This is a genomic window from Bradyrhizobium jicamae, assembly GCF_018130695.1.
GTDB classification, from domain to species: Bacteria; Pseudomonadota; Alphaproteobacteria; order Rhizobiales; family Xanthobacteraceae; genus Bradyrhizobium; species Bradyrhizobium jicamae_B.
The window spans coordinates 122,597-145,631 of sequence record NZ_JAFCJX010000008.1; the positions used below are offsets into that span (position 1 = coordinate 122,597).

A 23,035-nucleotide genomic window follows, 5' to 3' on the forward strand; every position below is an offset into this window, starting at 1 on the left:
GTCGGCGGCGGGACGAAAAGGTTCACGGCATTTTTAGCAGAAGCGGAGCCCTTCGCCATCCGTCGAATCGTTAATTCCGCGCTGCAACCTGAGGGATCGTTTGCAACGGCGGTTCTCGCATTCTATGACGGCATGTCCATCTTGGCGGGAACGGATCTTGTGAAGTTGCTCTGGAAAGTCCTGCAGCTTGCCGCGGCGGCGGCCATCGTCCTTTCGTCTCCGGCGCGCGCCGCCACCGACATCAACTGGTGGCATGCGATGTCGGGCCAGCTCGGCAAGCAGGTCGAGAAGCTCGCCGCCGACTTCAACGCCTCGCAATCCGAATACCGGATCGTGCCGACCTACAAGGGCAACTACACCGAGACGGTGACGGCGGCGATCTTCGCGTTCCGCTCGCGCAGCCAGCCGGCGATCGTGCAGGTCAACGAGATCGCGACCGCGACCATGATGGCGGCGCGCGGCGCGATCTACCCGGTGTACGAACTGATGCGGGATCAGTCGGAACCGTTCTCGCCACAGACCTATCTGCCGGCGGTCGCCGGCTATTACGCCGACGTCAACGGCAACATGCTGTCGTTCCCGTTCAACGCCTCGACGCCGATCCTCTACTACAACAAGGACATGTTCCGCTCGGCCGGGCTCGATCCCGATGTGGCGCCGAAGACCTGGCCCGAGGTCGGCGCTGCGGCAAAGCGGCTGCGCGCGGCGGGCGCACCGTGCGGCATGACGACGTCGTGGCCGTCCTGGATCAATGTCGAGAATTTCTCCGCCTTCCACAATCTGCCGATCGCGACCCGGGCCAATGGCTTCGGCGGGCTCGATGCGCAGCTGGTCTTCAACAATCCGATCCTGATCCGCCACATCGCCCAGCTCGCCGAATGGCAGACGACCAAGATCTTCGATTACTCCGGCCGCGGCCAGTCGGCCGAGCCGCGCTTCCAGAAGGGCGAATGCGGCATCTTCATCGGCTCCTCGGGCACGCGCGCCGACATCAAGGCCAACTCGAATTTCGAGGTCGGCTACGGCATGATGCCGTATTATCCGGACATGCAGGGCGCGCCGCAGAACTCGATCATCGGCGGCGCCACGCTGTGGGTGCTGCGCGATCGCTCGCGCACCGAATATGCCGGGGTGGCAAAATTCTTCACCTTCCTGTCGCGGCCGGAGGTGCAGGCGAGCTGGCACCAGAACACGGGCTATCTGCCGATCACCCGCGCTGCCTTCGATCTCAGCCGGGCCCAAGGCTTCTACGATCGCAATCCCGGTGCTGCGATCTCGATCGAGGAAGTCACGCTGAAGCCGCCGACCGACTATTCCAAGGGCGTGCGGCTCGGCTCCTTCGTGCTGATACGCGACGTGATCGAGGAGGAGCTCGAGCAGGTGTTCGCCGGCAAGCGCTCGGCGCAATCAGCGCTGGACAATGCCGTCGAGCGCGGCAACCGCCTGCTGCGCCAGTTCGAGCGCGCCAATCCGGACCGGTGAGGCGGCTTCCGCACATTCCCGACTACGACACCTATCGCACCTGGCGCGCCGACATCGCGCGCTGGCTGCCGATCGCGCTGGAGATTGCGCAAGCTCACGGCCTGCGCGCCGGGGCGACGCATGTGTTTGCGACCGGCACCAATCTCGTTGTTGGCCTCGACGACGGGCTGATCCTGAAATTGTTTCCGCCGTTCCTGCGCCCGCAATTCGTCTCCGAGCAGGCCTCGCTGACCGAGCTGCAGGGCAAGCTCGGCTTTCCCATTCCTGCGCTCGTCGCCGAAGGCGAGCGCGACGGCTGGCCCTATCTCGTCATCACGCGGCTGTCCGGCGTGCTCTGTTCGGACGTCTGGCCGCAACTCACGGAAGCAGAGAAGGAGCGCCTGCTCGGCGAGGTCGGGGCGATGATTGCCGAGGTGCATCGCGTGCCGCCCGGCGCGCTGCTTTCGATCGAGCCGCGCTGGGACGCGTTCCTGCGCGGCCAGATCGCGCAATGCCGCGCGCGGCATGAGCGGCTGGGCATGCCGCAAAAATTCCTCGACGGCTTTGACGCTCTCCTGCGCGACGCGGCAACACTGATCCCGATGGATGCGCCGCCGGTGATCCTGACCGGCGAATACATCCAGGAAAACTTCCTGCTCGGCCGCCGCAGCGACGGTTGGCATGTCGCGGGCCTGTTCGACTTCGGCGACGTCAAGACCGGCTGGCGCGAGTACGATTTGCTCGGCCCGAGCGCCTTCATGGCCGCCGGCCGCCCGCGCCGCGTCCGTAGCCTGTTCGAGGGCTTTGGCTATGGGCCGGCCGATATCGACTTCGCGCTGAAGCGGCGGCTGATGGCGCTGATGCTGCTGCATCAGGCCAGCGATCCGCTGCGCCATGTCTGCATCGATGGCTGGCCCGACAAGGCCGACGATCTCGTGCAACTGCAGGAGCTGATCTGGCCGAACTAACGCTGCCGGTACTGGGATGCTTAACAGACAAGCGGCTGGATTTTGATGCCTAATGTCCGAGCAAATGATCGGCTTTGTATGCAATTGATGGTGAGGCATGCCGGTGCGACCTGATCGAAGCCTTTCTGAATTCCTCAGCGGTATCAGTCAATTAGGCCAAATCTAACGTTTCGTTAAGGTTTGGCACGAACCTTGCGATTCCTGTTCCAAAGCCAATTTTCACGCGCGTTGGAGCATCACCATGAAGCGTCGCGATTTCCTCAAATCCGTGTCCGGATTGGCCGCCGGTGCGGCGCTGCCGGCGATGCCACAGGTCGTCTCGCAGGCGAAGGCCGACGCCCGCTCCGAGACGCTCTTGATCGTCTCGGAAGGCGGCCCCAACAATCTCGACATCCACGGCGTCGGCACCAATGTGCCTGGCTATGAGGTGTCCTGGAATTGCTACGACCGGCTGATCAGCCACGAGATGAAGAGCGGCCCTGGCGGCGTGCCCTATTACGACCGCGACAAGTTCAAGGGCGAGCTCGCCGAGGACATGAAGATCGACGACATGTCGGTCACCTTCAAGCTGCGCAAGAACGCCAAATTCCACGACGGCGCGCCGGTGACGGCGAAGGACGTCAAATGGTCGCTCGATCGCGCCGTCAGCGTCGGCGGTTTCCCGACCTTCCAGATGAGCGCGGGCTCGCTCACAAAACCCGAGCAGTTCGTCATCGTCGATGACGCGACCGTGCGCGTCGACTTCGCCAAGAAGGATCGGCTGACGATCCCCGATCTCGCCGTGATCGTGCCCTGCGTCGTCAACTCCGAGCTCGTGAAGAAGAACGCCAGCGAGAAGGATCCGTGGGGCCTCGAGTTTACAAAACAGCAGACCGCGGGCTCCGGTGCCTACAAGGTGACGAAGTGGACCGCCGGCACCGAAGTCGTGATGGAGCGCAACGAGGATTGGGCCTGCGGTCCGCTGCCGAAGATCAAGCGCGTGATCTGGCGCATGGTGCCGCAGGCCGGCAACCGCCGCGCGCTGCTCGAGCGCGGGGATGCCGACATCTCCTATGAGCTGCCGTTCAAGGATTTCCAGGAGATGAAGGCGAACGGCAAGCTCAACGTGGTGTCGCTGCCGTTCTCCAACGGCATCCAGTACATCGGCATGAACGTGACCAAGCCGCCGTTCGACAATCCCAAGGTGCGGCAGGCGATGGCCTATGCGATGCCGTACCAGAAGATCATGGACGCGGTGCTGTTCGGTCTCGGCAATCCCATGTTCGGCGCGGCAAAGGACAAGGCGACCGAGGTCGCATGGCCGCAGCCGACGAAATATGTCACCGACATGGACAAGGCCAAGGCGCTGCTGGCGGAAGCCGGCTACGCCAACGGTTTCGAGACCACGATCTCGTTCGACCTGAATTTTGCCGGCGTCAACGAGCCGCTCTGCGTGCTGGTGCAGGAGAGCCTGGCGCAGCTCGGCATCAAGACCACCATCAACAAGGTGCCCGGCGCCAACTGGCGCACCGAGCTGAACAAGAAGGAAATGCCGCTGTTCACCAATGTGTTCTCGGGCTGGCTCGATTACCCCGAATACTTCTTCTACTGGTGCTATCACGGCAACAATTCCGTCTTCAACACCATGAGCTACAAGTCGCCGGAGATGGACAGGCTGATCGACGGCGCGCGCACCGCGGCCGCCACCGGCGACATGGCGACCTACGACACCGACGTGAAGGGTTTTGTCGACCTCGCCTTCGCCGAGGTCCCGCGCATCCCGCTCTATCAGCCCTTCGTCAACGTCGCGATGCAGAAGAACATCAGCGGTTACCAATACTGGTTCCACCGGAGGCTGGATTATCGCGCGATGGCCAAGGGGTGATGCGCCATGCTCACCATGATCGGCAAGCGGCTGATGTTTGCGATCCCGTCGCTGATCGGCGTGGTGATCGTGACGTTCCTGCTGACCCGCGCGCTGCCGGGTGATCCTGCGGCGTATTTCGCAGGTCCCGCAGCGACCAAGGAGGCGGTCGAGCAGATCCGCAAGAAGCTCGGGCTCGACAAGCCGCTGATCGAGCAGTTCTTCCGCTACACAAACGATCTCGCCCATGGCGATTTCGGCAACTCGCTGACCACGGGCCAGCCGGTCGCCGCCGAGCTGCGCAACCGCCTGCCGGCCTCGGCCGAGCTGACGCTGCTTGGCCTCATTGTCTCGATCGTGATCGCGATTCCGCTCGGCGTGCTGGCGGCGACAAGGCCGGGATCATGGATTGATCATCTCTGTCGGGTGACGACGACGGCCGGCGTCTCGCTGCCGGTGTTCTTCACCGGCCTGGTGCTGGTCTATTTCTTCTATTTCCGGCTCGGCTGGTCGCCGGCGCCGCTCGGCCGGCTCGATGTGTTCTACAGCGCGCCGCCGACCGTCACCGGCTTCTATCTGATCGACACCCTGGTCGCGCGTGACTTCGAGGCATTTCGTTCGGCGCTGGCGCAGTTGATCCTGCCGGCAGTGACGCTTGCGATCTTCTCGCTGGCGCCGATCGCGCGCATGACCCGCGCCTCGATGCTGGCGGTGCTGGCGAGCGAATTCGTCCGCACCGCACGCGCGAGCGGTCTGTCGCCCAGCACTGTGATCGTCACCTACGCGTTCCGCAACGCGATGCTGCCCGTCATCACCACGCTCAGCATGGTGTTCTCCTTCCTGCTCGGCGCCAATGTGCTGGTCGAAAAAGTGTTCGCCTGGCCCGGCATCGGCTCCTACGCGGTGGAAGCGCTGATCTCCTCGGACTTCGCGCCGGTGCAGGGTTTCGTGCTGACCATGGCGGTCATGTACGTGCTGCTCAATCTCGTCATCGACATTCTCTATGGCGTCATCGATCCACGCGTCAGGCTGGAAGGATAATCCATGAGCACCGTTGCGCCCACGATCGAACCGGTAGGTCCCGCCCGTACCTCAGGGCTGTCGGCGATCCTCGAACAGACCCGTTATGTGCTCAGCGAGAACAAGGTCACCGGCTTTGCCTTCGCGCTGCTGGTCCTGATCCTGTTCGCCGCTTTGTTCGGTCCCTATGTCGTGCCCTACGATCCGCTCGCCTCGGACACCGCTGCCGCGCTGAAGCCGCCGTCGGCGGCGCATTGGTTCGGCACCGACCAGCTCGGCCGCGACATCTTCAGCCGCGTCATCGTCGCGACAAGGCTCGACACGTTCATCGCGATCGCCTCCGTCGTGCTGGTGTTCCTGATGGGCGGGCTCGCCGGTATCGCCGCCGGCTATTTCGGCGGCTGGACCGACCGCATCGTCGGCCGCATCGCCGACACCATCATGGCGTTCCCGCTGTTCGTGCTGGCGATGGGGATCGTGGCGGCGCTCGGCAACACCGTGCAGAACATCATCATTGCGACTGCGATCGTGAACTTCCCGCTCTACGCCCGCGTCGCGCGCGCCGAAGCCAATGTCCGCCGCAACGCCGGCTTCGTGCAGGCGGCGCGTCTCTCCGGCAATGGCGAGTACCGCATCCTGCTGGTCCACATCCTGCCGAACATCATGCCGATCATGATCGTGCAGATGTCGCTGACCATGGGCTACGCCATCCTCAACGCCGCCGGCCTGTCCTTCATCGGCCTCGGCGTCCGTCCGCCGACCGCCGAGTGGGGCATCATGGTCGCCGAGGGCGCGGGCTTCATGGTCTCTGGCGAATGGTGGATCGCGCTGTTCCCCGGCCTCGCCCTGATGATCGCCGTGTTCTGCTTCAATCTGCTCGGCGACGGCCTGCGCGACATCGTCGACCCCCAGCGGAGGACGTGATGCTGAAGTTGCTTGAGCGAGCCGCATCTCTTCGCCTCTCCCCGCTTGCGGGGAGAGGCCGCACCGCCTTGGCGGTGCGGGTGAGGGGGACTCTCCGCGAACTCCACTCGCTCCTGAGTCTGCTGATAGAAGCCCCTCATCCTAACCTTCTCCCCGTAAGAACGGGGAGAAGGGACGCACTGCGCAAGCGGAGCGAGCGCCCATGACCGCCCAGCCGCTGCTCGACGTCCAGGACCTCACCGTCGAATTCACCACCCGCCGCGGCATCGTCAAAGCCGTGCAGCACGTCAACATCTCCGTGGCCAAGGGCGAGACGGTCGGCATCGTCGGCGAGTCCGGCTCCGGCAAGTCGGTGACATCCTATGCCGTGATGCGCATCCTCGATCGTGCCGGCAAGATCGCGGAGGGCTCGGTGATGTTCTCCGGCATCGACGTCAAGGCGGCGACCGAGAGCCAGATGCGCGATCTGCGCGGCCGCGAAGTCTCGATGATCTTCCAGAATCCGCGCGCCGCGCTGAACCCGATCCGCAAAGTCGGCGACCAGATCGAGGACGTGCTGCGCACCCATGTGCAGCAGGCCCAGGTCACCGACCGCGGCGAGAAGGCGATCGAGGCGCTGGAGCAGGTCAAGATCGCCCGTCCCCGCGAGCGCTATCATGCCTATCCGTTCGAACTGTCCGGCGGCATGTGCCAGCGCGTCGTCATCGCGCTCGCGCTCGCCTGCAATCCGCAGCTCCTGATCGCGGACGAGCCGACCACCGGCCTCGACGTTACGACACAGAAGGCGGTGATGGATCTGATCGTCGAGCTGACAAAACGGCGATCGATGTCGACCATCCTGATCACCCACGACCTCGGCCTCGCCGCCGCCTATTGCGACCGTGTCGTGGTGATGGAGAAGGGCCGCGTGGTCGAGACCGCTGTTTCGGCCGACATTTTCGCCAAGCCCGAGCACCCCTACACCAAGAAGCTGATGCGCGCGACGCCGCGGATCGGCGTGTCGCTAAGGGATTTGTTACCGGAGGACGATGCTGCTGCCTTCGCCTCTCCCCGCACGCGGGGAGAGGCCGACGCGCGCAGCGCGGCGGGTGAGGGGGACTCTCCGCGGACTGTGCTCGCGGATGCAGCCCCTCACCCCAACCCTCTCCCCGTGAAGAACGGGGAGAGGGGGCACAGCAGCGCAAGTGGGAAGGGCGAGCACCCCCTCCTCCTCGTCGAAAAGCTCGTCAAGGAATACCCCCGCCAGGGCGCCACCGCCGTGCTGTCAAAGCTGTTCAGCCGCAAGCCGCCGGTGGAGCAGGAGGTGTTCCGCGCCGTCGACGGCATCGGCTTCTCAATCGGCCATGGCGAGAGCGTCGGCCTGGTCGGCGAATCCGGCTGCGGCAAATCGACGACGTCGATGATGGTGATGCGGCTCTTGGACCAGACCTCGGGCCGCATCGTGTTCGACGGCGAGGACATCGGCGCCATCATGCCGAACGCCTTCGCGCGGCTGCCCTATCGCAGCCAGATCCAGATGGTGTTCCAGGATCCGACCGACAGCCTCAATCCGCGCTTCACCGCGGCGCGCGCCATCGCCGACCCGATCATGCAACTCGGCGACATCAGGGGACGCGACGCGCTGCGCGCCCGCTGCGAGGAACTGGCGCGGCTGGTCGGCCTGCCCGTCAACCTGCTGGATCGCTTCCCGCACCAGCTCTCCGGCGGCCAGAAGGCCCGCGTCGGCATCGCGCGCGCCATCGCGCTGCATCCCAAGCTCGTGATCCTGGACGAGCCGACGGCGGCGCTCGACGTCTCCGTGCAGGCCGTCGTGCTCAATCTGCTGCAGGATCTCAAGCAGTCCATGGGCATGAGCTATTTGTTCGTCTCCCACGATCTCAACGTGGTGCGCCTGCTATGCGACCGCGTCATCGTGATGCGATCAGGTCGCATCGTGGAGCAAGGCTCGTCCGAACAGGTCTTGGGCAATCCGCAGGATAGCTATACAAGGGAGCTGCTGACGGCGATCCCCCATCCGCCGTTGCCTGTTTAGAGACGAGCGAAGCGGGAGCGAAATGGCCGACCAACTCGACGACTACATCAACGCCGTCGCGGCAGCGATGGCGCTGCCGGTTGAGGATGCCTGGCGTCCCGCGGTGCGGGCCAATCTCGACGTGTCGCTGCGGCTGGCGAAGCTGGTCGATGATTTTCCGCTGCCGGATGAAACCGAAGCAGCCAGCATCTATTCGGCGTGACCCGCGATGTCCGACAAGATTGACGGGCTTTCCGCCACCGACATCGCCCAGGCCGTCTCCAGCCGCAAGCTGACCGCGCTTGACGCCGTCGAGGCGTCGCTGTCGCGCATCGCAAGCCGCGACAAGATCCTCAACTCCTTCACCGACGTCACCGCCGAGCGTGCGCGTGCCAAGGCAAGGGCTGTCGATGCCGACATCGCGGCCGGCAAGCCGGTCGGCCCGCTCGCCGGCGTGCCGTTCGCGGTGAAGAACCTGTTCGACGTGCAGGACCTCTCCACCCGCGCCGGCTCGAAGATCAATCGCGACCTGCCGCCCTCGACGCGCGATGCCACGCTGATCGAGCGGATGGAAGCCGCCGGTGCCGTGCTGGTCGGCGCGCTCAACATGGGCGAATACGCCTACGACTTCACCGGCGAGAACGTCCATGACGGCCCGTCGCGCAATCCGCATGATCCGACCCGGATGACGGGTGGGTCTTCGGGCGGTTCCGGCAGCGCCGTCGGCGGCGCGCTGGTGCCGATCGCGCTCGGCTCCGACACCAACGGCTCGATCCGCGTGCCCTCGTCGTTCTGCGGCATCTTCGGCCTGAAGCCGACCTATGGAAGGCTGTCGCGCGCGCGCTCCTATCCGTTCGTCGCGAGCCTCGATCATCTCGGTCCGTTCGCGCGCAGCGTGAAGGACCTGGCGCTGGCCTATGACGTGATGCAGGGCCCTGATGCCGATGACGCTGCCTGCAGCACGCGGCCGGTCGAGCCGACGCTGTCGTCGCTCGGTGAAGGCATCGGCAATCTCCGCGTCGCCATCGCCGGCGGATATTTCCAGAAGAACGTGTTTCCGGAGGCGACCGAAGCCGTCGCCCGCGTCGCAAAGGCGCTCAGCGCGACGCAGACCGTCGAGTTGCCCGAAGCCGCGCGCGCCCGCGCCGCCGCCTACATCATCACCACCACCGAGGGCGCCTCGCTGCATCTCGATCGCCTGCGCAAGCGCCCCAACGATTTCGATCCGGCGGTGCGCGATCGCTTCATCGCCGGCGCGATGGTGCCGGCACCCTATGTCGACAAGGCGCAGAAGTTCCGCCGCTGGTATCGCGCCAAGGTGGTCGAGCTGTTCAAATCGGTTGACGTGATCCTGGCGCCGGCGACGCCCTGCACTGCGCCAAAGCTCGGTCAGGTCAATTTCGTGCTCGATGGCGTCGAGCTTCCGGTCCGCGCCAATATCGGCGTGCACACCCAGCCGATCTCCTTCATCGGCCTGCCCGTGGTCGCGGTTCCCGTGCCGCTGGAGCCGATGCCGATCGGCGTGCAGATCATTGCCGCGCCCTGGCGCGAGGACATCGCGCTGCGGGTTGCGCATGCGCTGGAACAGATGGGCGTGGCGGCCGCGCCGACGCCGAGGGGACTCTAACTCATGGACATCGATCTTCCCGACGTGCTCGCCGAGGTCACCGCGCAGTTCGAGCGCTATGAGAAGGCGCTGGTGACCAACGACGTCGCCGTGCTCGACGAGCTCTTTCGCAACGACAAGCGCACGCTGCGCTACGGCATCGGCGAGAATCTCTACGGCTATGACGCGATCATGGCGTTCCGCGCCGCCCGCTCGCCGGTCGGGCTGATGCGCAAGACCGACAAGACCGTGATCACGACCTATGGCCGCGACACCGCTGTTGCCTCGACCCTGTTCTATCGCGACGCCGCACCGGGCCGGGTCGGCCGGCAGATGCAGACGTGGATTCGTTTCCCGGAAGGGTGGAGAATCGTCGCCGCCCATGTCAGCATCATCGACGAGCCACGAGCATGATCCGGAAAAGTGGGGACCGGTTTTCCGAACAGATCATGCTCAAAAGATAAGGGATAATTGAGGCATGAGCCTGGACGACCTGCCGACGCGATCACCGCAGCCTCAAGGCAACGAGCCCGAGGTCACGGTTCGCCGTGTCGATCGCCCGGCATCGCCGCAGGACAAGGTGACCCGCGCCGAGGAACTGCGGCTGCAGCTCGCCGACGAGATCGTGCAGGGCACGCTGGCGCCCGGCTCGCCCCTGGATGAAACCGACATCGCCCGCCGCTTCAACGTCTCGCGCACACCGGTGCGCGAGGCGCTGCGCCAGCTTGCGGCAAGCGGCCTGGTCGATGCGCGCGCCCATCGCGGCGCGGTGGTGGCGCGGCCGTCGCTGGATCGTCTCAACGGCATGTTCGAGGCAATGGCGGAGCTGGAAGGCATGTGCGCAGGGCTCGCCGCCGAGCGCATGACGGCAGCCGAGCGTCACGCCCTGGAGGCGATCCACGAGGAACTGCGGGTGCTGAGCTACACCGGCAATCCCGAGCGCTTCCACGAGGTCAATGAGCGCTTCCACAACGCGATCTATGCGGGCTCGCAGAACGACTACATCGCCGAGATCACGCTGGCGACCCGCGTCCGCGTTCAGCCGTTCCGCCGCGCCCAGTTCCGCAATCTCGGCCGCCTGGCAAAGTCCCACGCTGAGCACGACCGCGTCGTCGTCGCCATCCTGCGCGGCGACAAGGCCGGCGCGGCGGCCGCGATGCGCGCCCATATCGAGCTGGTGCGCGGCGAGTACGAGGTCTACGCGGTGTCGGTCTGACCTTCACCTCTCCCCGCCCTTCTGCGGGGAGAGGTCGGATCGCATCGAAGATGCGATCCGGGTGAGGGGGTACAGGTCTATCGATAGATCACAACTCGCGGAGAGATGCGAAAATCGTAGGGTGGGCAAAGGCGCGTAGCGCCGTGCCCACCATCTACGGCGTGCTCGGGATGGTGGGCACGCTACGCTTTGCCCACCCTACAGCTCCGGCGTTCCCCGGATGCTGCGCAGCACGAAGTGATGCGCTGCTGTTCCGGAGCCCATGGGTCCCGGCTCTGCGGCGCGTCACTTCGTGCCGCACCGCGTCCGGGACACGAGAGTCCTTACCCCTTCGCCTTCTCCGCCATGAATGCCCGCCATCCGCCATACGCCGAGATATCGCGCGCGCCCGCAATCGCCGCCGGTTCCACGATAAACCCCTTCGCCTCGCGCCCATCGGCCAGCCGCACCGTGCCGATCGACAGCGGCGGGGGGATCGCGGCGACGAATTTGCCGAACGCGCCGGGCGATAGCGACCACAGCTCCAGCTTGATCGAGGTGCCCGTGCCGGCCGCAACGCGCAGCATGCCGGGCTTCGGCGGCGTGGTGTCGAGTGCGTAGAGTTTGTAGTCCGGCGCCGTGACGGCTTCCTCGATCAGCGTCGCATCGAGCGCCTGCAATTCACGGTTCAGCGCCATGCCCGAGAGATGCGCGCCGACCACCGCGATCGGAATCTCGTCGCTACCATCAGCCGCAAGCTGCGCCAGCGGCGGCTGCGGCAATGACTTGGCGCCGACAGGCAGTTTGGTATCCGCATGGAATACGCGCCCGATGCTGGCAAGCTTCGCGTCCTGCCCCGCGGGCGCCAGCAGCGTGATGCCAAAGCCCGCGCCGTCCGCGCGCATCGCCGCGGGCAGCGCGAGGCCGCAGAGATCGAGCAGGTTCACAAAATTGGTGTAGGTGCCAAGCCGCGAGTTGAGCTCGATCGGATTGGCCAGCACCTGCGCGGTCGAATAGACCGTCGGCGCCGTCGGCAGCACGATCGCGTCGAGCTCGGCAAAAGTGCGTTCGGCGACGCCGCGCAGCGCCTGCAGGCGATAGAGCGCCGAGAACGTCTCGGCTGCCGTGAGCCGGGATCCCGCCGCGGTGATCTCGCGCGTGACCGGATGGATCGCATCCGGCGATGACGCCAGCAGATTGCGGATCACGAGGTAGCGCTCGGCCACCCACGGCCCTTCATAGAGCAGCCGCGCGGTCTCGTAGAAAGGCTCGAGGTCGAACTCGACCAACGTGGCGCCGAGCGCTTCCCAGCGCTTCAACGCGTCGCCATAGGCCTTCTCCGAATGACGATCGCCGAAGAAGATCAGCTGTCCGTTGCGGGGAATGCCAAGTTTCAATTTCGTCGGCATCGGCGCCAGCCTGCCAAGCGGCCGGCTGCGCGAAAACGGATCGGCGGCGTCATGTCCCGAGATCACTTCGAGCGCGGCCATCGCGTCGTCGACGGTCAGCGAGAACACCGAAATGCAATCGAGCGTACGGCAGGCCGGCACCAGGCCCGCGGTCGAAATCAGGCCGAGGCTGGGCTTGAGACCAACGATGTTGTTCAGCATCGCCGGCACCCGGCCGCTGCCAGCGGTGTCGGTGCCGAGCGCAAGCGGCACCAGGCCCGCGGAGACCGCGACCGCCGAGCCGGAGCTGGAGCCGCCGGGGATGAGATCCTCTCGCACCGGATTCCTGGGAATGCCATAGGGCGAGCGCACGCCGACCAGGCCGGTGGCGAACTGGTCGAGATTGGTCTTGCCGATGATGATCGCGCCGGCCGCGCGCAGCTTGGCGACCGCGGTCGAATCCTGGGTCGGCATGTAGGAGAAGGCCGGGCAGGCGGCGGTGGTCGGCAGGCCCCTGGCGTCGATATTGTCCTTCACCGCGACCGGCACGCCATAGAGCGGCAGCTGCGCCGGTTTCTTCGCGGCGAGCGCCGTGGCCTCGGCCAGCGCGTCCTTCTCGTCGCGCAGGCTGATGAAGATGGCGGGATCGTCGTGGTCGCGGATGCGCTGGTAGGTGCGCGCGATGGTTTGCGCCGGCGTCAGCGTGCCGGCGCGATGCGCGGCAACGATCGCGGCGGCGGTTTCAGGCGCATCGGACCCCATGGCAAGACGAACTCCAGCAAGAAAGGCACCTGCTTCGAAGCAAGCGATGTGCCATCGTTGTATACAATACTTTCTGCCGGAGAACGGATAAGAATTCTATCGTATATTCATATCTTTAATAGCGATCCTGCCGCGATGAAGGTTTGCCGATTGCGCGCTTTGAAAAATCTATTCGCCTAAGAAATAGGCGATCAAGTGAAGCCGGCCAGGATCTGCAGCAGCTTCTCGCGGTTTTCCTTGCCGATCTTCTCGGCGATATGCCGCTCGTGCTCGGCGGCGAGCCGCTTGAATTGGCGGAGCGCAGCCTGGCCGGGATCGGTCAGGTGGAGCGCGTGGGAGCGGCGGTCGTCCCTGGATTTGACCCGCTTCACCAGCTTGCGCCCTTCGAGGCTGTCGAGCAGGTGCACCAGCCGGGCGCGCTCGATGCCGAGGCGCTTGGCCACCGCCATCTGGCTGAGGCCGGGGTTGGCGCCGATCACGGTCATCACCGAATACTGGGTCGGGCGGATGTCGACGGCGGCGAGCGTCTTGATGAAGTCCTGGAAGATCCAGAGCTGGAAGCGCCGGATCGCGTAGCCGGCGTGACCGACCAGCGCGTCGAGGCCGATCTCGTCCGCGTCATGGCGCCGCGTCTTGCCGCGGGCCGGGCGCTTTCGCCCAGCTTTCGTTTCCGTCCCCATCGCGCCGTTTGCCACGTATTTTTCTCCAGCGTCCGATCACTTGTACCTCGGCAGGACGGCTGAGGAAAGATTGTTGTTGACGACAACAATTGCTGTGCTCAACATTATGGGAAAGCAGCCCGTGCGAGGCGTGCGAGGAGGAAACCATGATGGCCGCTGCCGGCGGTGACGCCTCAACCCTGTTTGCCACGCCCGCGATCGTCGCTGACCGCAGGATCGACGGCAGCATCATCGTGCGATCGTCGACGCCGCTTGGCGACAGTGCGCGCTGCATCGGCGACTGGCTGGAGCATTGGGCGCGACAGGCGCCGGACCGCATCTTCCTCGGCGAGCGCGCCAATGCGGACTTGCCGTGGCGCACCGTGACGTATCGCGAAACGCTGACCGCCGTGCGCGCGGCCGCATCCTGGATCCTCGCGCAGGGGCTGAGTGCGGAGCGGCCGCTGGTCATCCTTGCCGATAATGGCGTCGATCACGCGCTGTTCGCGCTCGCCGCCCAGCACGTCGGCGTGCCCTCGGCCGCGATCTCGCCGGCCTATTCGCTGATGTCACGGGATTTCGACAAGCTGAAGAGCATGATCGGCCTGCTCGATCCCGGCGCGATCTACGTGACTGGGACGAAGCCGTTCGCCGGCGCGCTCGCCGCGATCAAGGGGCTGCATCGCGCGGTGATCGTCAGCGGCAATGCCGACGATGCCGATGCGACGGCGTTCCGCACGATCATCGCGACGCCGGAATCGCCCGATGTCGCAAAAGCCTTTGCCGCTGTTATGCCCGACACGATCGCAAAATTCCTGTTCACCTCGGGCTCGACGGGCACGCCGAAGGCCGTGATCAACACCCAGCGCATGCTGACCTCGAGCCAGCAGGCCAAGGCGCAGACCTGGACGTTCCTGGAAAATGCCGGCGAGGATCTCGTCATTCTGGACTGGCTGCCCTGGAGCCACACCTTCGGCGCCAACCACAATTTCAACCTGGTGCTGCGCAACGGCGGCACGCTCTATATCGACGGCGGCAAGCCGGCGCCGGGGCTGTTCGCGACCTCGCTGGCCAATCTGCGCGGCGTCGTGCCCACGGTCTATTTCAACGTGCCGCGCGGTTTCGACATGCTGATCGCGGCGCTGCGCAGCGACGAGGAGTTGCGCCAGAAATTCTTCGGCGGCGTGAAGTTCGCGTTCTATGCCGGCGCGGCGCTGCCGCAGAATCTCTGGGATGCGTTGGAGGAGTTATCGATCAAAACCGTCGGCCGCCCGCTGCCGATGGTGTCGGCCTGGGGGGCGACCGAGACCTCGCCGCTCGCCACCGACTGCCACTTCCAGGCGCAGCGTTCCGGCAATATCGGCGTGCCGATCCCCGGCACCGAACTGAAGCTGGTGCCATCAGGCGACAAGCTCGAAGTGCGCGTGCGCGGGCCGAACGTCACGCCGGGCTACTGGAAGGCTCCTGATCTCACCGCGCAGGCGTTTGACGAGGAGGGGTTCTACAGGATCGGCGACGCCGTCACCTTCGCCGACGCTGCAAGACCCGAGCTCGGCCTGTTCTTCGACGGCCGCGTTGCCGAGGATTTCAAGCTCAACTCCGGCACCTGGGTCAACGTCGGCACACTCCGTGTCGCCGGCATCGCGGCGGTGGCGCCGTTGGCGCAGGACATCGTCGTCACCGGCCACGGCCGTGATGAGGTGCGCTTCCTCGTGTTTCCCAACATCGCCGCCTGCCGCGCCGCGGCTGGTTTGCCGGAGAGTGCCGACGTCAGGGACGTGATCGCCCACGCCGCGGTCCGTAGCGCGATCGCGATAGGCCTGGCAAAACTGAAGGCGCAAGGCGGCCATTCCTCCGGCCATGCCACCCGTGCGCTGCTGCTTGCGGAACCAGCTTCCGTCGACGGCGGCGAGATCACCGACAAGGGCTACATCAACCAGCGCGCCGTGCTGACCCGCCGCGCTGCAGCGGTCGCTGTGCTGGAAGATGACAAGGCAGCCGAGCCCATCGGCTGCGGCTAAGAACGTCATCAAACCAGACGTTTAACACCTGAGTTCCCCGCCGCTTCGTTTCGCCGCGCCGCACACATCCGAGATTTTAGTTGCCAAGGCAACTAAGCTGTGGGAGTTTCCGGCGCAACGGACAAACGCCGCCGGTCAACGGCCGCTCATTTCATTTCAGGGAGGGACTATCTTGCGCCGTACGGCAGCACGGACCGAGTTCGCGACGACCGCCGGATCATCGCGATCCGCGCGCGTGTCAGGTCGTGCTCTGCCCGGTCACGGCGCCGAGATTTTCGTGCAGCCGCCGCAGCAGGTCGATCAGCACCTCGCGCTCGTCCTTTTTCAGGCAGGACAGCAGCCGCCGTTCGCGCTCCAGCGCCGCGGCAATCACCTTGTCATGGACGACGCGGCCGCGGGCGGTCAGCGAGATCGCGTGCGTGCGGCCGTCGTCGGGCGCGCTGCGGATCACGACCAGGCCGCGCTTCTGCAGCATCGCGAGGTTACGGCTCACCGGGCCCTTGTCGAAGCCGATGACGTGGCAGATCCGCGAGGCCGGGATGCCCGGCTCGATCGCCAGCAGCGACATGATCCGCCATTCCGTGACGTTGACGCCGAAATTCTTCTGGTAGAATGCGGTCGCGCTGTTCGACAGCTTGTTGGCGATGAAGGTGATGAACGCCGGCACATAGCGCTCGAGATCGAGCAGCGGCCCTTCGGCCTCGGCGATCTCGGCTTGCCTGGTGCGGCGCGGCTTGCGGGGAAGAGGACTGCTCATCGCGCAAATCATCGCCGCGAAATCGCCTCCGAGCAAGGGGCATGGGGCACATCTTGACAGGATCAGGCCAAGGACCAAACCACGGGAGGTCCCGATGACATCAGCAACTCAAAACGGCGTTCCCCATCTCGACGTCGATCCCTTTGCGCTTGCGTTCTTCGCCGATCCATTCCCGACCCATGAGCGGCTGCGCGAGGCCGGCCCCGTGGTCTATCTCGACAAGTGGAACGTCTATGGCGTGGCGCGGCATGCCGAGGTGCATGCGGTGCTCAACGATCCCGCCACCTTCTGCTCCAGCCGTGGCGTGGGCTTGAGCGATTTCGCCAAGGAGAAACCGTGGCGGCCGGCGAGCCTGATCCTGGAGGCTGATCCGCCCGCCCACACCCGCACCCGCGCGGTGCTGAGCCGTGTGCTGTCGCCGACCGCGCTGAAGCAGGTGCGCGAGCGCTTTGCCGCTGCGGCCGAAGAGCGCGTCGACATCCTCTTGGAGAAGCGCAGCTTTGATGCGATCGCCGATCTCGCGGAGGCCTTTCCGCTCTCGATCTTCCCGGATGCACTCGGCCTGAGGCCCGAAGGGCGCGAGAATTTGCTGCCTTACGCGAGCCTCGTGTTCAACGCGTTCGGCCCGCCGAACCAGTTGCGGCAGGAGGCGATCGAGCGCTCGGCGCCGCATCAGTCCTATATCGCTGCGCAGTGCCAGCGCGAGAATCTCACCCCCGGCGGCTTCGGCGCCTGCATTCACGCCCAGGTCGATGAGGGCGCGATCACCGCGCCCGAGGCGCCGCTTTTGGTGCGCTCGCTGCTGTCGGCCGGACTGGATACGACGGTGAATGGCATCGGTGCTGCGGTGTATTGTCTCGCCCGCTTTCCCGATCAGTTCGAGAGGCTGCGCAGCGATCCGACCCTGGCGCGCAATGCGTTCGAAGAGGCGGTGCGGTTCGAAAGCCCGGTGCAGACCTTCTTCCGGACCACCACGCGCGACGTCGAGCTGTCGGGCGCGCAGATTCCCGAAGGCGAGAAGGTGCTGATGTTCCTCGCCGCCGCCAACCGCGATCCGCGGCGCTGGGACAAGCCCGACACCTACGACATCACCCGCCGCACTGCCGGCCATGTCGGCTACGGCTCCGGCATCCACATGTGCGTCGGTCAGCTGGTCGCTCGGTTCGAAGGCGAGACGATGCTTTCAGCGCTCGCGCGCCGCGTCGCGAAGATCGAAATCACCGGCGAGCCGACGCGCCGTTTCAACAACACGCTGCGCGGGCTCGACACGCTGCCGGTCACGATCACGCCGGCCTGAGCCGCGGAAATTCAGTCGCCGGGGGCAACCGGCGTTCACATGACAACGAGGAGGAGAGGATGAGGGCTTTTGGACTTGGTCTGGCGCTGGCGTGCGCCGCTACTGTGGCGCATGCGCAAATATCCGGGGATGTCGTGCGCGTCGGCGTGCTCAACGACATCTCCGGCATCTTCCAGGACACCAACGGCATGGGCTCGGTCGAGGCCGCGCGCATGGCCGCGGAGGACTTCAACGGCGGGGCTAAGGGCATCAAGGTCGAGATCGTCTATGCCGATCACCAGAACAAGGCCGACGTCGGCTCCGCCATCGCGCGCAAATGGCTCGACGTCGAGGGCGTCGATGCCATCGTCGACGTGCCGAACTCGGCCGTGGGGCTGGCCATCAACACCATCCTGCGCGATACGAAGATGACATTCCTGGCATCGTCGACCGCAAGCTCCGATCTCACCGGCAAGGCCTGCTCGCCGAACACCATTCAATGGGTCAACGACGCCTGGGCGACCGGCAACACCACCGCGGCCGCGATGATGCAGCGCGGCGGCAAGGACTGGTATTTCGTCACGGTCGACTACGCGCTCGGCAAGGGCATCGAGGCCGAAGCTACCAATTACATCGAGAAGCACGGCGGCAAGGTGCTCGGCTCCAGCAAGCATCCGCTCGGCACCTCGGATTTCGCCTCCTTCCTGCTGCAGGCGCAGGGCTCGAAGGCCAAGGTGATCGGTCTCGCCAATGCCGGCGGCGACACCATCAACGCGGTGAAGCAGGCCGCGGAGTTCGGCATCCAGCAGGGTGGCCAGACCATGGTCGCCTTCCTGCTGTTCGTGAACGACATCCACGGCATGGGTCTGAAGGTCGCGCAGGGCCTGCAGTTGCTCGAAGCGTTCTACTGGGACATGAACGACGACACCCGCGCCTTCGCAAAGCGCTTCGCCGCGCGTCCCGGCATGAACGGCAAGATGCCGAGCGGCAACCAGGCCGGCGTCTACGCCTCCACGCTCGCCTATCTCAACGCCGTCGCCGCCACCGGCAGCGATGATGCGAAGGTCGTCGTGCCGCAGATGAAGACGTTCAAGGGCAAGGACAAGTTGTTCGGCGACACCGAGATCCGCGCGGACGGCCGCGTCGTGCATCCGATGTATCTGTTCGAGGTCAAGAAGCCCGAGGAGTCGAAGTACCCGTACGACTATTACAAGCTGATCTCGACGATATCAGCGGACCAAGCGTTCCGCCCGCTCGCGGATGGTGGCTGTTCGCTGGTGAAGTGACGATAGCTCGCGCAGCGATCTCTCTTCGCCTCGCCCCGCTTGCGGGGAGAGGCCGACGCGCGAAGCGCGGCGGGTGAGGGGGACTCTCCGCGAGTCCAACTCTCACCTCGCTTGCGGAGACTCCCCCTCATCCTGACCTTCTCCCCGCAAGGGGGGAGAAGGGAAAGAAAGTTACGGCGCGCAGTAGAAGCTTGCCGCCGCCGTTACCGGCCCCGTCTTGTAATGCGGCCAGGCCGGCCATTGGCACAGCGGCAGCGCGCGGAGTGTCTCGAAGCCGGGCGCCTCCACCTTCTGCTCGGCGACTTCGAGATCGCCGGGCGCCTTGCCGGTCTCGACCCAATCGACCAGCACCGCGAGCATGTCGACATTGGCCGGCGCGCCGGAGCCGACATGGTCGACGCCGGGCGCGGTGTAGAGGCGGACGAATTCCGCGGCCTTCTCCTTGCCGAGCTTCTTTTGCACGTTCTCGAAGTAGCGGATGCCGGCGTAGGGGCTCTGCGCGTAGTCGGCCATGTGTTCGAGGATCACGAGCTTGCCGCCGCGGGCGCCGAAGCGGCTGATATCAGGATTGGTCGAATCCATCAGCTCCGACACCTCCAGTACCCGCGCCTTGTGATCCTCCGGCTTGTAGGTCGTCACATCGAGCTTGGGATCGCGCGCGAACACATATTGAATGCCGCCGGCGCCATAGACCCACGCGATGCCGTTCGCGGGCACCGGCGGTTGCGCCGGCGGCGCGGTGCCGAGCCACCAGGCGAGCCAGCCGCCGGTCGGGGCGAACGCCGGTGTGCCTTCACCGGAGACGCCCCAGCCCGGATAATCGTCGAGCCCGTTGGCCATTGCGAATGAGAATTTGTACGGTGCATGCAGCGTCTCGATCGCCGCGACCTGCTTCTCGGTCAGGCAGTCGTCGCCGCTCTGGCCCGCCGCACATAGCAGCGAGGCCGGCTTGAACAGCGCCTTGCAGCCGACGGGATTCTGCACCAGCGCATCGTCCGAGCCGTCATCCCTGTCGCAGGCTTTCAGCACGGCATCGGCGACGAGTTTCACCTGCGCGGGGCGGATCCAGCCGTCGCCCATCGTCACGAGGCCGCCGCGGGTGCCGGCATGCTGCAGCCCGACCCAGTTGATCACGGGCACGCGCGCGAAGATGCCGTCGAAATCGTCGGGGTAGCGCTGCGCCATGGTCAGCGCCTCGCGACCGCCTTCCGACGATCCCATGAAGTACATCTTCGCCGGCGGGTTGCCGTAGGCGCGCATGATCAGTGCGCGCGCCGCGTCGCGCACTTTCTTGTAGGCCTTGTGCGAAAAATTCTCGAACGCTTCGTCGTTCAGCGCGAACAGCTGCGGCGGCTCGCCGGGCTTCGACTCATGGCCGGAGTCGGTGCCGTAGGTGACAAAACCGTGCGCCAGCGGCGAGGCCTTGCCGAAGGGATAGGCGGGCGGCAGGCCGAGCCCCGTGATCAGCACGCCATTGAAGCCTCCGCCGCCATATTGCAGCGAGCGGCCACTCCATTCGACCGGCAGATTGACCTGGAATTTGATCGGCGGCGCCTTGGGATCGACGGGATCGATATGCCCGAGCACCTTGCAGAATTGCGGATTGGCCGGCGTGACGCGGCCGGCCGGCGTCGCTCCCTTCTCGGCGACGGCAAGCGGCGATGGCGCCTGCATCGCCGCACTGTCGATCTTCACCGCATTGTCGCTTGCACCGACCAGGCCGCTGCAGGTCGCGGCGGGATCGCCGAGCATCTCGGATGCCGTGGCAAGCCCGGGGCATGACATCGCCGTGACAATCGACGTCGCCAGCGTCCACGCGCGTGGATTGATCCGCATGATGTCCTCCCTGAATGTTCGTTGCCGCGGCAAGGATTTCCTCCGCGGCGTTGCCGCACAATGACCCGCGCCGTGGAAACGTCAAGCGAGGGGCACTCCAGGCCTGCCGCCGGCCTCTTGCCAAAATGGCAAAATCGTAATAGTTATAAAATATAACTATCAAGGAGGAGGCCCGGATGAGGTCGATTGCGTCGGTATCGATCGGTGCGCTTGCGGTATGTCTCGGCGTGCCCACGCTCGCCCGTGCGGATGAGGCCTGCACGCAGGTCACCACGGCGTCGCTTGGAATCTCCGGCGTTGAGATCACGGGCTCGAAGCTGCAGGAGGCCGACGACAAGCTGCCGAAGCATTGTCTCGTCACCGGGCTCGCCAACCAGCGCACCGGTATCGACGGAAAATCCTACGCGATCCGGTTCGAGATGCGCCTGCCCGTCACCTGGAACGGACGCTTCCTGCATCAGGTCAATGGCGGCAATGACGGCGTCGTGGTGCCGGCGCTCGGCGACAAGCCGGATGGCTGGGTATCCGGCGGCACCGTGCCGCTGGCGCGCGGCTTTGCGGTGCTGTCGTCCGACAGCGGACACTCCGGCAATGATCCGGCCAACAAGCCGCTCGGACTCGCCGCAGGCGCCGCCTTCGGCATGGACCCGCAGGCGCGGCGTGACTATGGCTATGCCGCCGACATGACGCTGGCGCCGGTGGCGAAGAAGCTGGTCGCCCTGCATTACGGCAAGCCCGCCGATTACTCCTACATGGCCGGCTGCTCGAACGGCGGCCGCCATGCGATGGTCGCCGCGGGCCGCATGCCGGAAAATTACGATGGCTTCCTGGTCGGCAACCCCGGCTTCGATCTGCCGCGCGCGGCGATCCAGCATGCCTGGGACGTGCAGGCCTTCCTCAAGGTCGATCCCGATCTCCGCAAGACCATCACGAAGGAAGACGGCCAGCTGATCGCCTCGCGCATCACGCAGGCCTGCGACGCGCTCGACGGCGTCAAGGACGGCCTGACCTCAAACCTCGCCGCCTGCCAGAAGACGCTCGACCTCAAGAGCCTCGTCTGCACGCCGGGCCAGACCGAAGGTTGTCTGTCGGAAGCCAAGGTTGATGCGCTGAAGATGAGCTTTGCGGGCCCGCGCAATTCGAAGGGCGAGGCACTTTATTCCGACTGGCCGCTCGATGGCGGCATCGGCACCGGCAATTGGCGCGCCTGGAAGGTGGAGAGCACGGTCGCGCCCTGGAATAACTATCCGATCATCGCGACCATGGGCGCGGCGTCGCTCAACCTGATCTTCTCGACGCCGCCGGTCGCGGTCGAAGGTAGCAGCGACAAGCTGGTCGACGCGCTCAGGGCTTACGACTTCGACAAGGATGCCGCGAAGATCTTTGCGAAGGATGCGACGTTCACGGAGTCCGCGATGGACTTCATGACCCCGCCCGAGGTCGACGATCCCAAACTGACAAAACTGCGCGACGCCGGCCACAAGATGATCATCTATCACGGCCAGGCCGATCCGGTGTTCTCGGTCAACGACACCATCCGCTGGTACGGCAAGCTGAACGCCAACGTGCAGGGCGGTGCCGGCAATTCCGTTCGCCTGTTCACCGTGCCCGGCGCCACCCATTGCGGCGGCGGCGTCACCCTGGACAAGTTCGACGCGCTGTCGGCGCTGACCGATTGGGTGGAGAAGGGCAAGGCGCCCGACCGCATCATCGCTTCGGCCAACCCGGCCAACAAGGACGTGCCGTCGTCGTGGAATCCGGCGCGGACACGGCCGTTGTGTCCGTATCCGACCTACGCGGCGTTTTCAGGCAAGGGCGATGCGGATGATGCGGCGAATTTCGTCTGCACGATGCCGGAGACGAAGTAGGCAGCCGCAGGTGCGCTGCACCCTCTCCCCTTGTGGGAGAGGGTCGCTTCGCGCAGCGAAGCGGGGTGAGGGGTATCGCGCCCCTCGGCCGCATCTCGCAAGCGGAGACATACCCCTCATCCGGCGCTTCGCGCCACCTTCTCCCACAAGGGGA

General features: G+C 65.4%; 18 protein-coding genes. 14 read left to right on the forward strand and 4 right to left on the reverse strand.

Going from position 1 to position 23,035, the window contains the following annotated elements:
* The first annotated feature begins 132 nt into the window (after positions 1 to 132).
* From ugpB to JQ604_RS13470, 10 genes are all read left to right on the forward strand, one after another.
* On the forward strand, positions 133 to 1,482 hold the full coding sequence (gene ugpB, locus JQ604_RS13425) for a sn-glycerol-3-phosphate ABC transporter substrate-binding protein UgpB (RefSeq protein ID WP_212357877.1): 1,350 nt from the start codon (positions 133 to 135) through the stop codon (positions 1,480 to 1,482).
* Complete coding sequence (locus JQ604_RS13430) at positions 1,479 to 2,429, forward strand: aminoglycoside phosphotransferase family protein (RefSeq protein ID WP_212357878.1); 951 nt, start codon at positions 1,479 to 1,481, stop codon at positions 2,427 to 2,429. The genes ugpB and JQ604_RS13430 overlap by 4 nt, the downstream gene beginning before the upstream one ends.
* A gap of 241 nt (positions 2,430 to 2,670) precedes the next feature.
* Positions 2,671 to 4,293, forward strand: a complete 1,623-nt coding sequence (locus JQ604_RS13435) for an ABC transporter substrate-binding protein (protein ID WP_212357879.1) — start codon at positions 2,671 to 2,673, stop codon at positions 4,291 to 4,293.
* Positions 4,294 to 4,299: 6 nt separating this feature from the next.
* Positions 4,300 to 5,313: an ABC transporter permease gene (locus tag JQ604_RS13440; RefSeq protein WP_212357880.1), complete on the forward strand. Its 1,014-nt coding sequence runs from the start codon at positions 4,300 to 4,302 to the stop codon at positions 5,311 to 5,313.
* A 3-nt stretch (positions 5,314 to 5,316) separates the two neighbouring features.
* Positions 5,317 to 6,216, forward strand: coding sequence for an ABC transporter permease (locus JQ604_RS13445; protein ID WP_212357881.1), 900 nt, complete (start codon positions 5,317 to 5,319; stop codon positions 6,214 to 6,216).
* A 202-nt stretch (positions 6,217 to 6,418) separates the two neighbouring features.
* Entirely contained in the window at positions 6,419 to 8,248 is a 1,830-nt protein-coding gene (locus JQ604_RS13450; RefSeq protein ID WP_212357882.1) for a dipeptide ABC transporter ATP-binding protein, read from the forward strand.
* 22 nt (positions 8,249 to 8,270) lie between these two features.
* Positions 8,271 to 8,450, forward strand: a complete 180-nt coding sequence (locus tag JQ604_RS13455) for a DUF4089 domain-containing protein (RefSeq protein WP_212357883.1) — start codon at positions 8,271 to 8,273, stop codon at positions 8,448 to 8,450.
* Positions 8,451 to 8,456: 6 nt separating this feature from the next.
* Positions 8,457 to 9,854 (forward strand): AtzE family amidohydrolase, encoded by a 1,398-nt coding sequence (locus JQ604_RS13460; RefSeq protein WP_212357884.1) that lies wholly within the window; start codon positions 8,457 to 8,459, stop codon positions 9,852 to 9,854.
* Between the two features lie 3 nt (positions 9,855 to 9,857).
* A complete protein-coding gene (hpxZ, locus tag JQ604_RS13465; RefSeq protein ID WP_212357885.1) occupies positions 9,858 to 10,247 on the forward strand; it encodes an oxalurate catabolism protein HpxZ in 390 nt (129 codons plus the stop codon).
* A gap of 64 nt (positions 10,248 to 10,311) precedes the next feature.
* On the forward strand, positions 10,312 to 11,049 hold the full coding sequence (locus JQ604_RS13470) for a GntR family transcriptional regulator (RefSeq protein ID WP_212357886.1): 738 nt from the start codon (positions 10,312 to 10,314) through the stop codon (positions 11,047 to 11,049).
* Between the two features lie 323 nt (positions 11,050 to 11,372).
* Here JQ604_RS13470 and atzF read toward each other — a convergent pair whose 3' ends face one another.
* Together atzF and JQ604_RS13480 are read right to left on the reverse strand one after the other, a co-directional pair.
* Positions 11,373 to 13,178 (reverse strand): allophanate hydrolase, encoded by a 1,806-nt coding sequence (gene atzF, locus JQ604_RS13475; RefSeq protein WP_212357887.1) that lies wholly within the window; start codon positions 13,176 to 13,178, stop codon positions 11,373 to 11,375.
* Positions 13,179 to 13,369: 191 nt separating this feature from the next.
* Positions 13,370 to 13,858 carry a MarR family winged helix-turn-helix transcriptional regulator gene (locus tag JQ604_RS13480; protein ID WP_212358028.1) on the reverse strand — a complete coding sequence of 163 codons (489 nt, stop codon included), beginning with the start codon at positions 13,856 to 13,858 and terminating at the stop codon, positions 13,370 to 13,372.
* 146 nt (positions 13,859 to 14,004) lie between these two features.
* On the opposite strand from JQ604_RS13480, the gene JQ604_RS13485 reads away from it, so the two are divergent.
* A complete protein-coding gene (locus tag JQ604_RS13485; RefSeq protein ID WP_212357888.1) occupies positions 14,005 to 15,858 on the forward strand; it encodes a feruloyl-CoA synthase in 1,854 nt (617 codons plus the stop codon).
* A 238-nt stretch (positions 15,859 to 16,096) separates the two neighbouring features.
* On the opposite strand, the gene JQ604_RS13490 is transcribed toward JQ604_RS13485, so the two are convergent.
* Positions 16,097 to 16,615 carry a MarR family winged helix-turn-helix transcriptional regulator gene (locus JQ604_RS13490; RefSeq protein ID WP_212357889.1) on the reverse strand — a complete coding sequence of 173 codons (519 nt, stop codon included), beginning with the start codon at positions 16,613 to 16,615 and terminating at the stop codon, positions 16,097 to 16,099.
* Positions 16,616 to 16,709: 94 nt separating this feature from the next.
* Here JQ604_RS13490 and JQ604_RS13495 point away from each other — a divergent pair, with 94 nt between their 5' ends.
* Both JQ604_RS13495 and JQ604_RS13500 read left to right on the forward strand, forming a co-directional pair.
* Positions 16,710 to 17,912, forward strand: a complete 1,203-nt coding sequence (locus JQ604_RS13495) for a cytochrome P450 (RefSeq protein ID WP_212357890.1) — start codon at positions 16,710 to 16,712, stop codon at positions 17,910 to 17,912.
* A 59-nt stretch (positions 17,913 to 17,971) separates the two neighbouring features.
* Positions 17,972 to 19,177: an ABC transporter substrate-binding protein gene (locus JQ604_RS13500; RefSeq protein WP_212357891.1), complete on the forward strand. Its 1,206-nt coding sequence runs from the start codon at positions 17,972 to 17,974 to the stop codon at positions 19,175 to 19,177.
* 171 nt (positions 19,178 to 19,348) lie between these two features.
* On the opposite strand, the gene JQ604_RS13505 is transcribed toward JQ604_RS13500, so the two are convergent.
* Positions 19,349 to 20,962 carry a tannase/feruloyl esterase family alpha/beta hydrolase gene (locus JQ604_RS13505; RefSeq protein WP_212358029.1) on the reverse strand — a complete coding sequence of 538 codons (1,614 nt, stop codon included), beginning with the start codon at positions 20,960 to 20,962 and terminating at the stop codon, positions 19,349 to 19,351.
* A gap of 227 nt (positions 20,963 to 21,189) precedes the next feature.
* Between JQ604_RS13505 and JQ604_RS13510 the strand changes: the two genes are divergently transcribed.
* Positions 21,190 to 22,881: a tannase/feruloyl esterase family alpha/beta hydrolase gene (locus JQ604_RS13510; protein ID WP_212357892.1), complete on the forward strand. Its 1,692-nt coding sequence runs from the start codon at positions 21,190 to 21,192 to the stop codon at positions 22,879 to 22,881.
* Positions 22,882 to 23,035 lie beyond the last annotated feature (154 nt).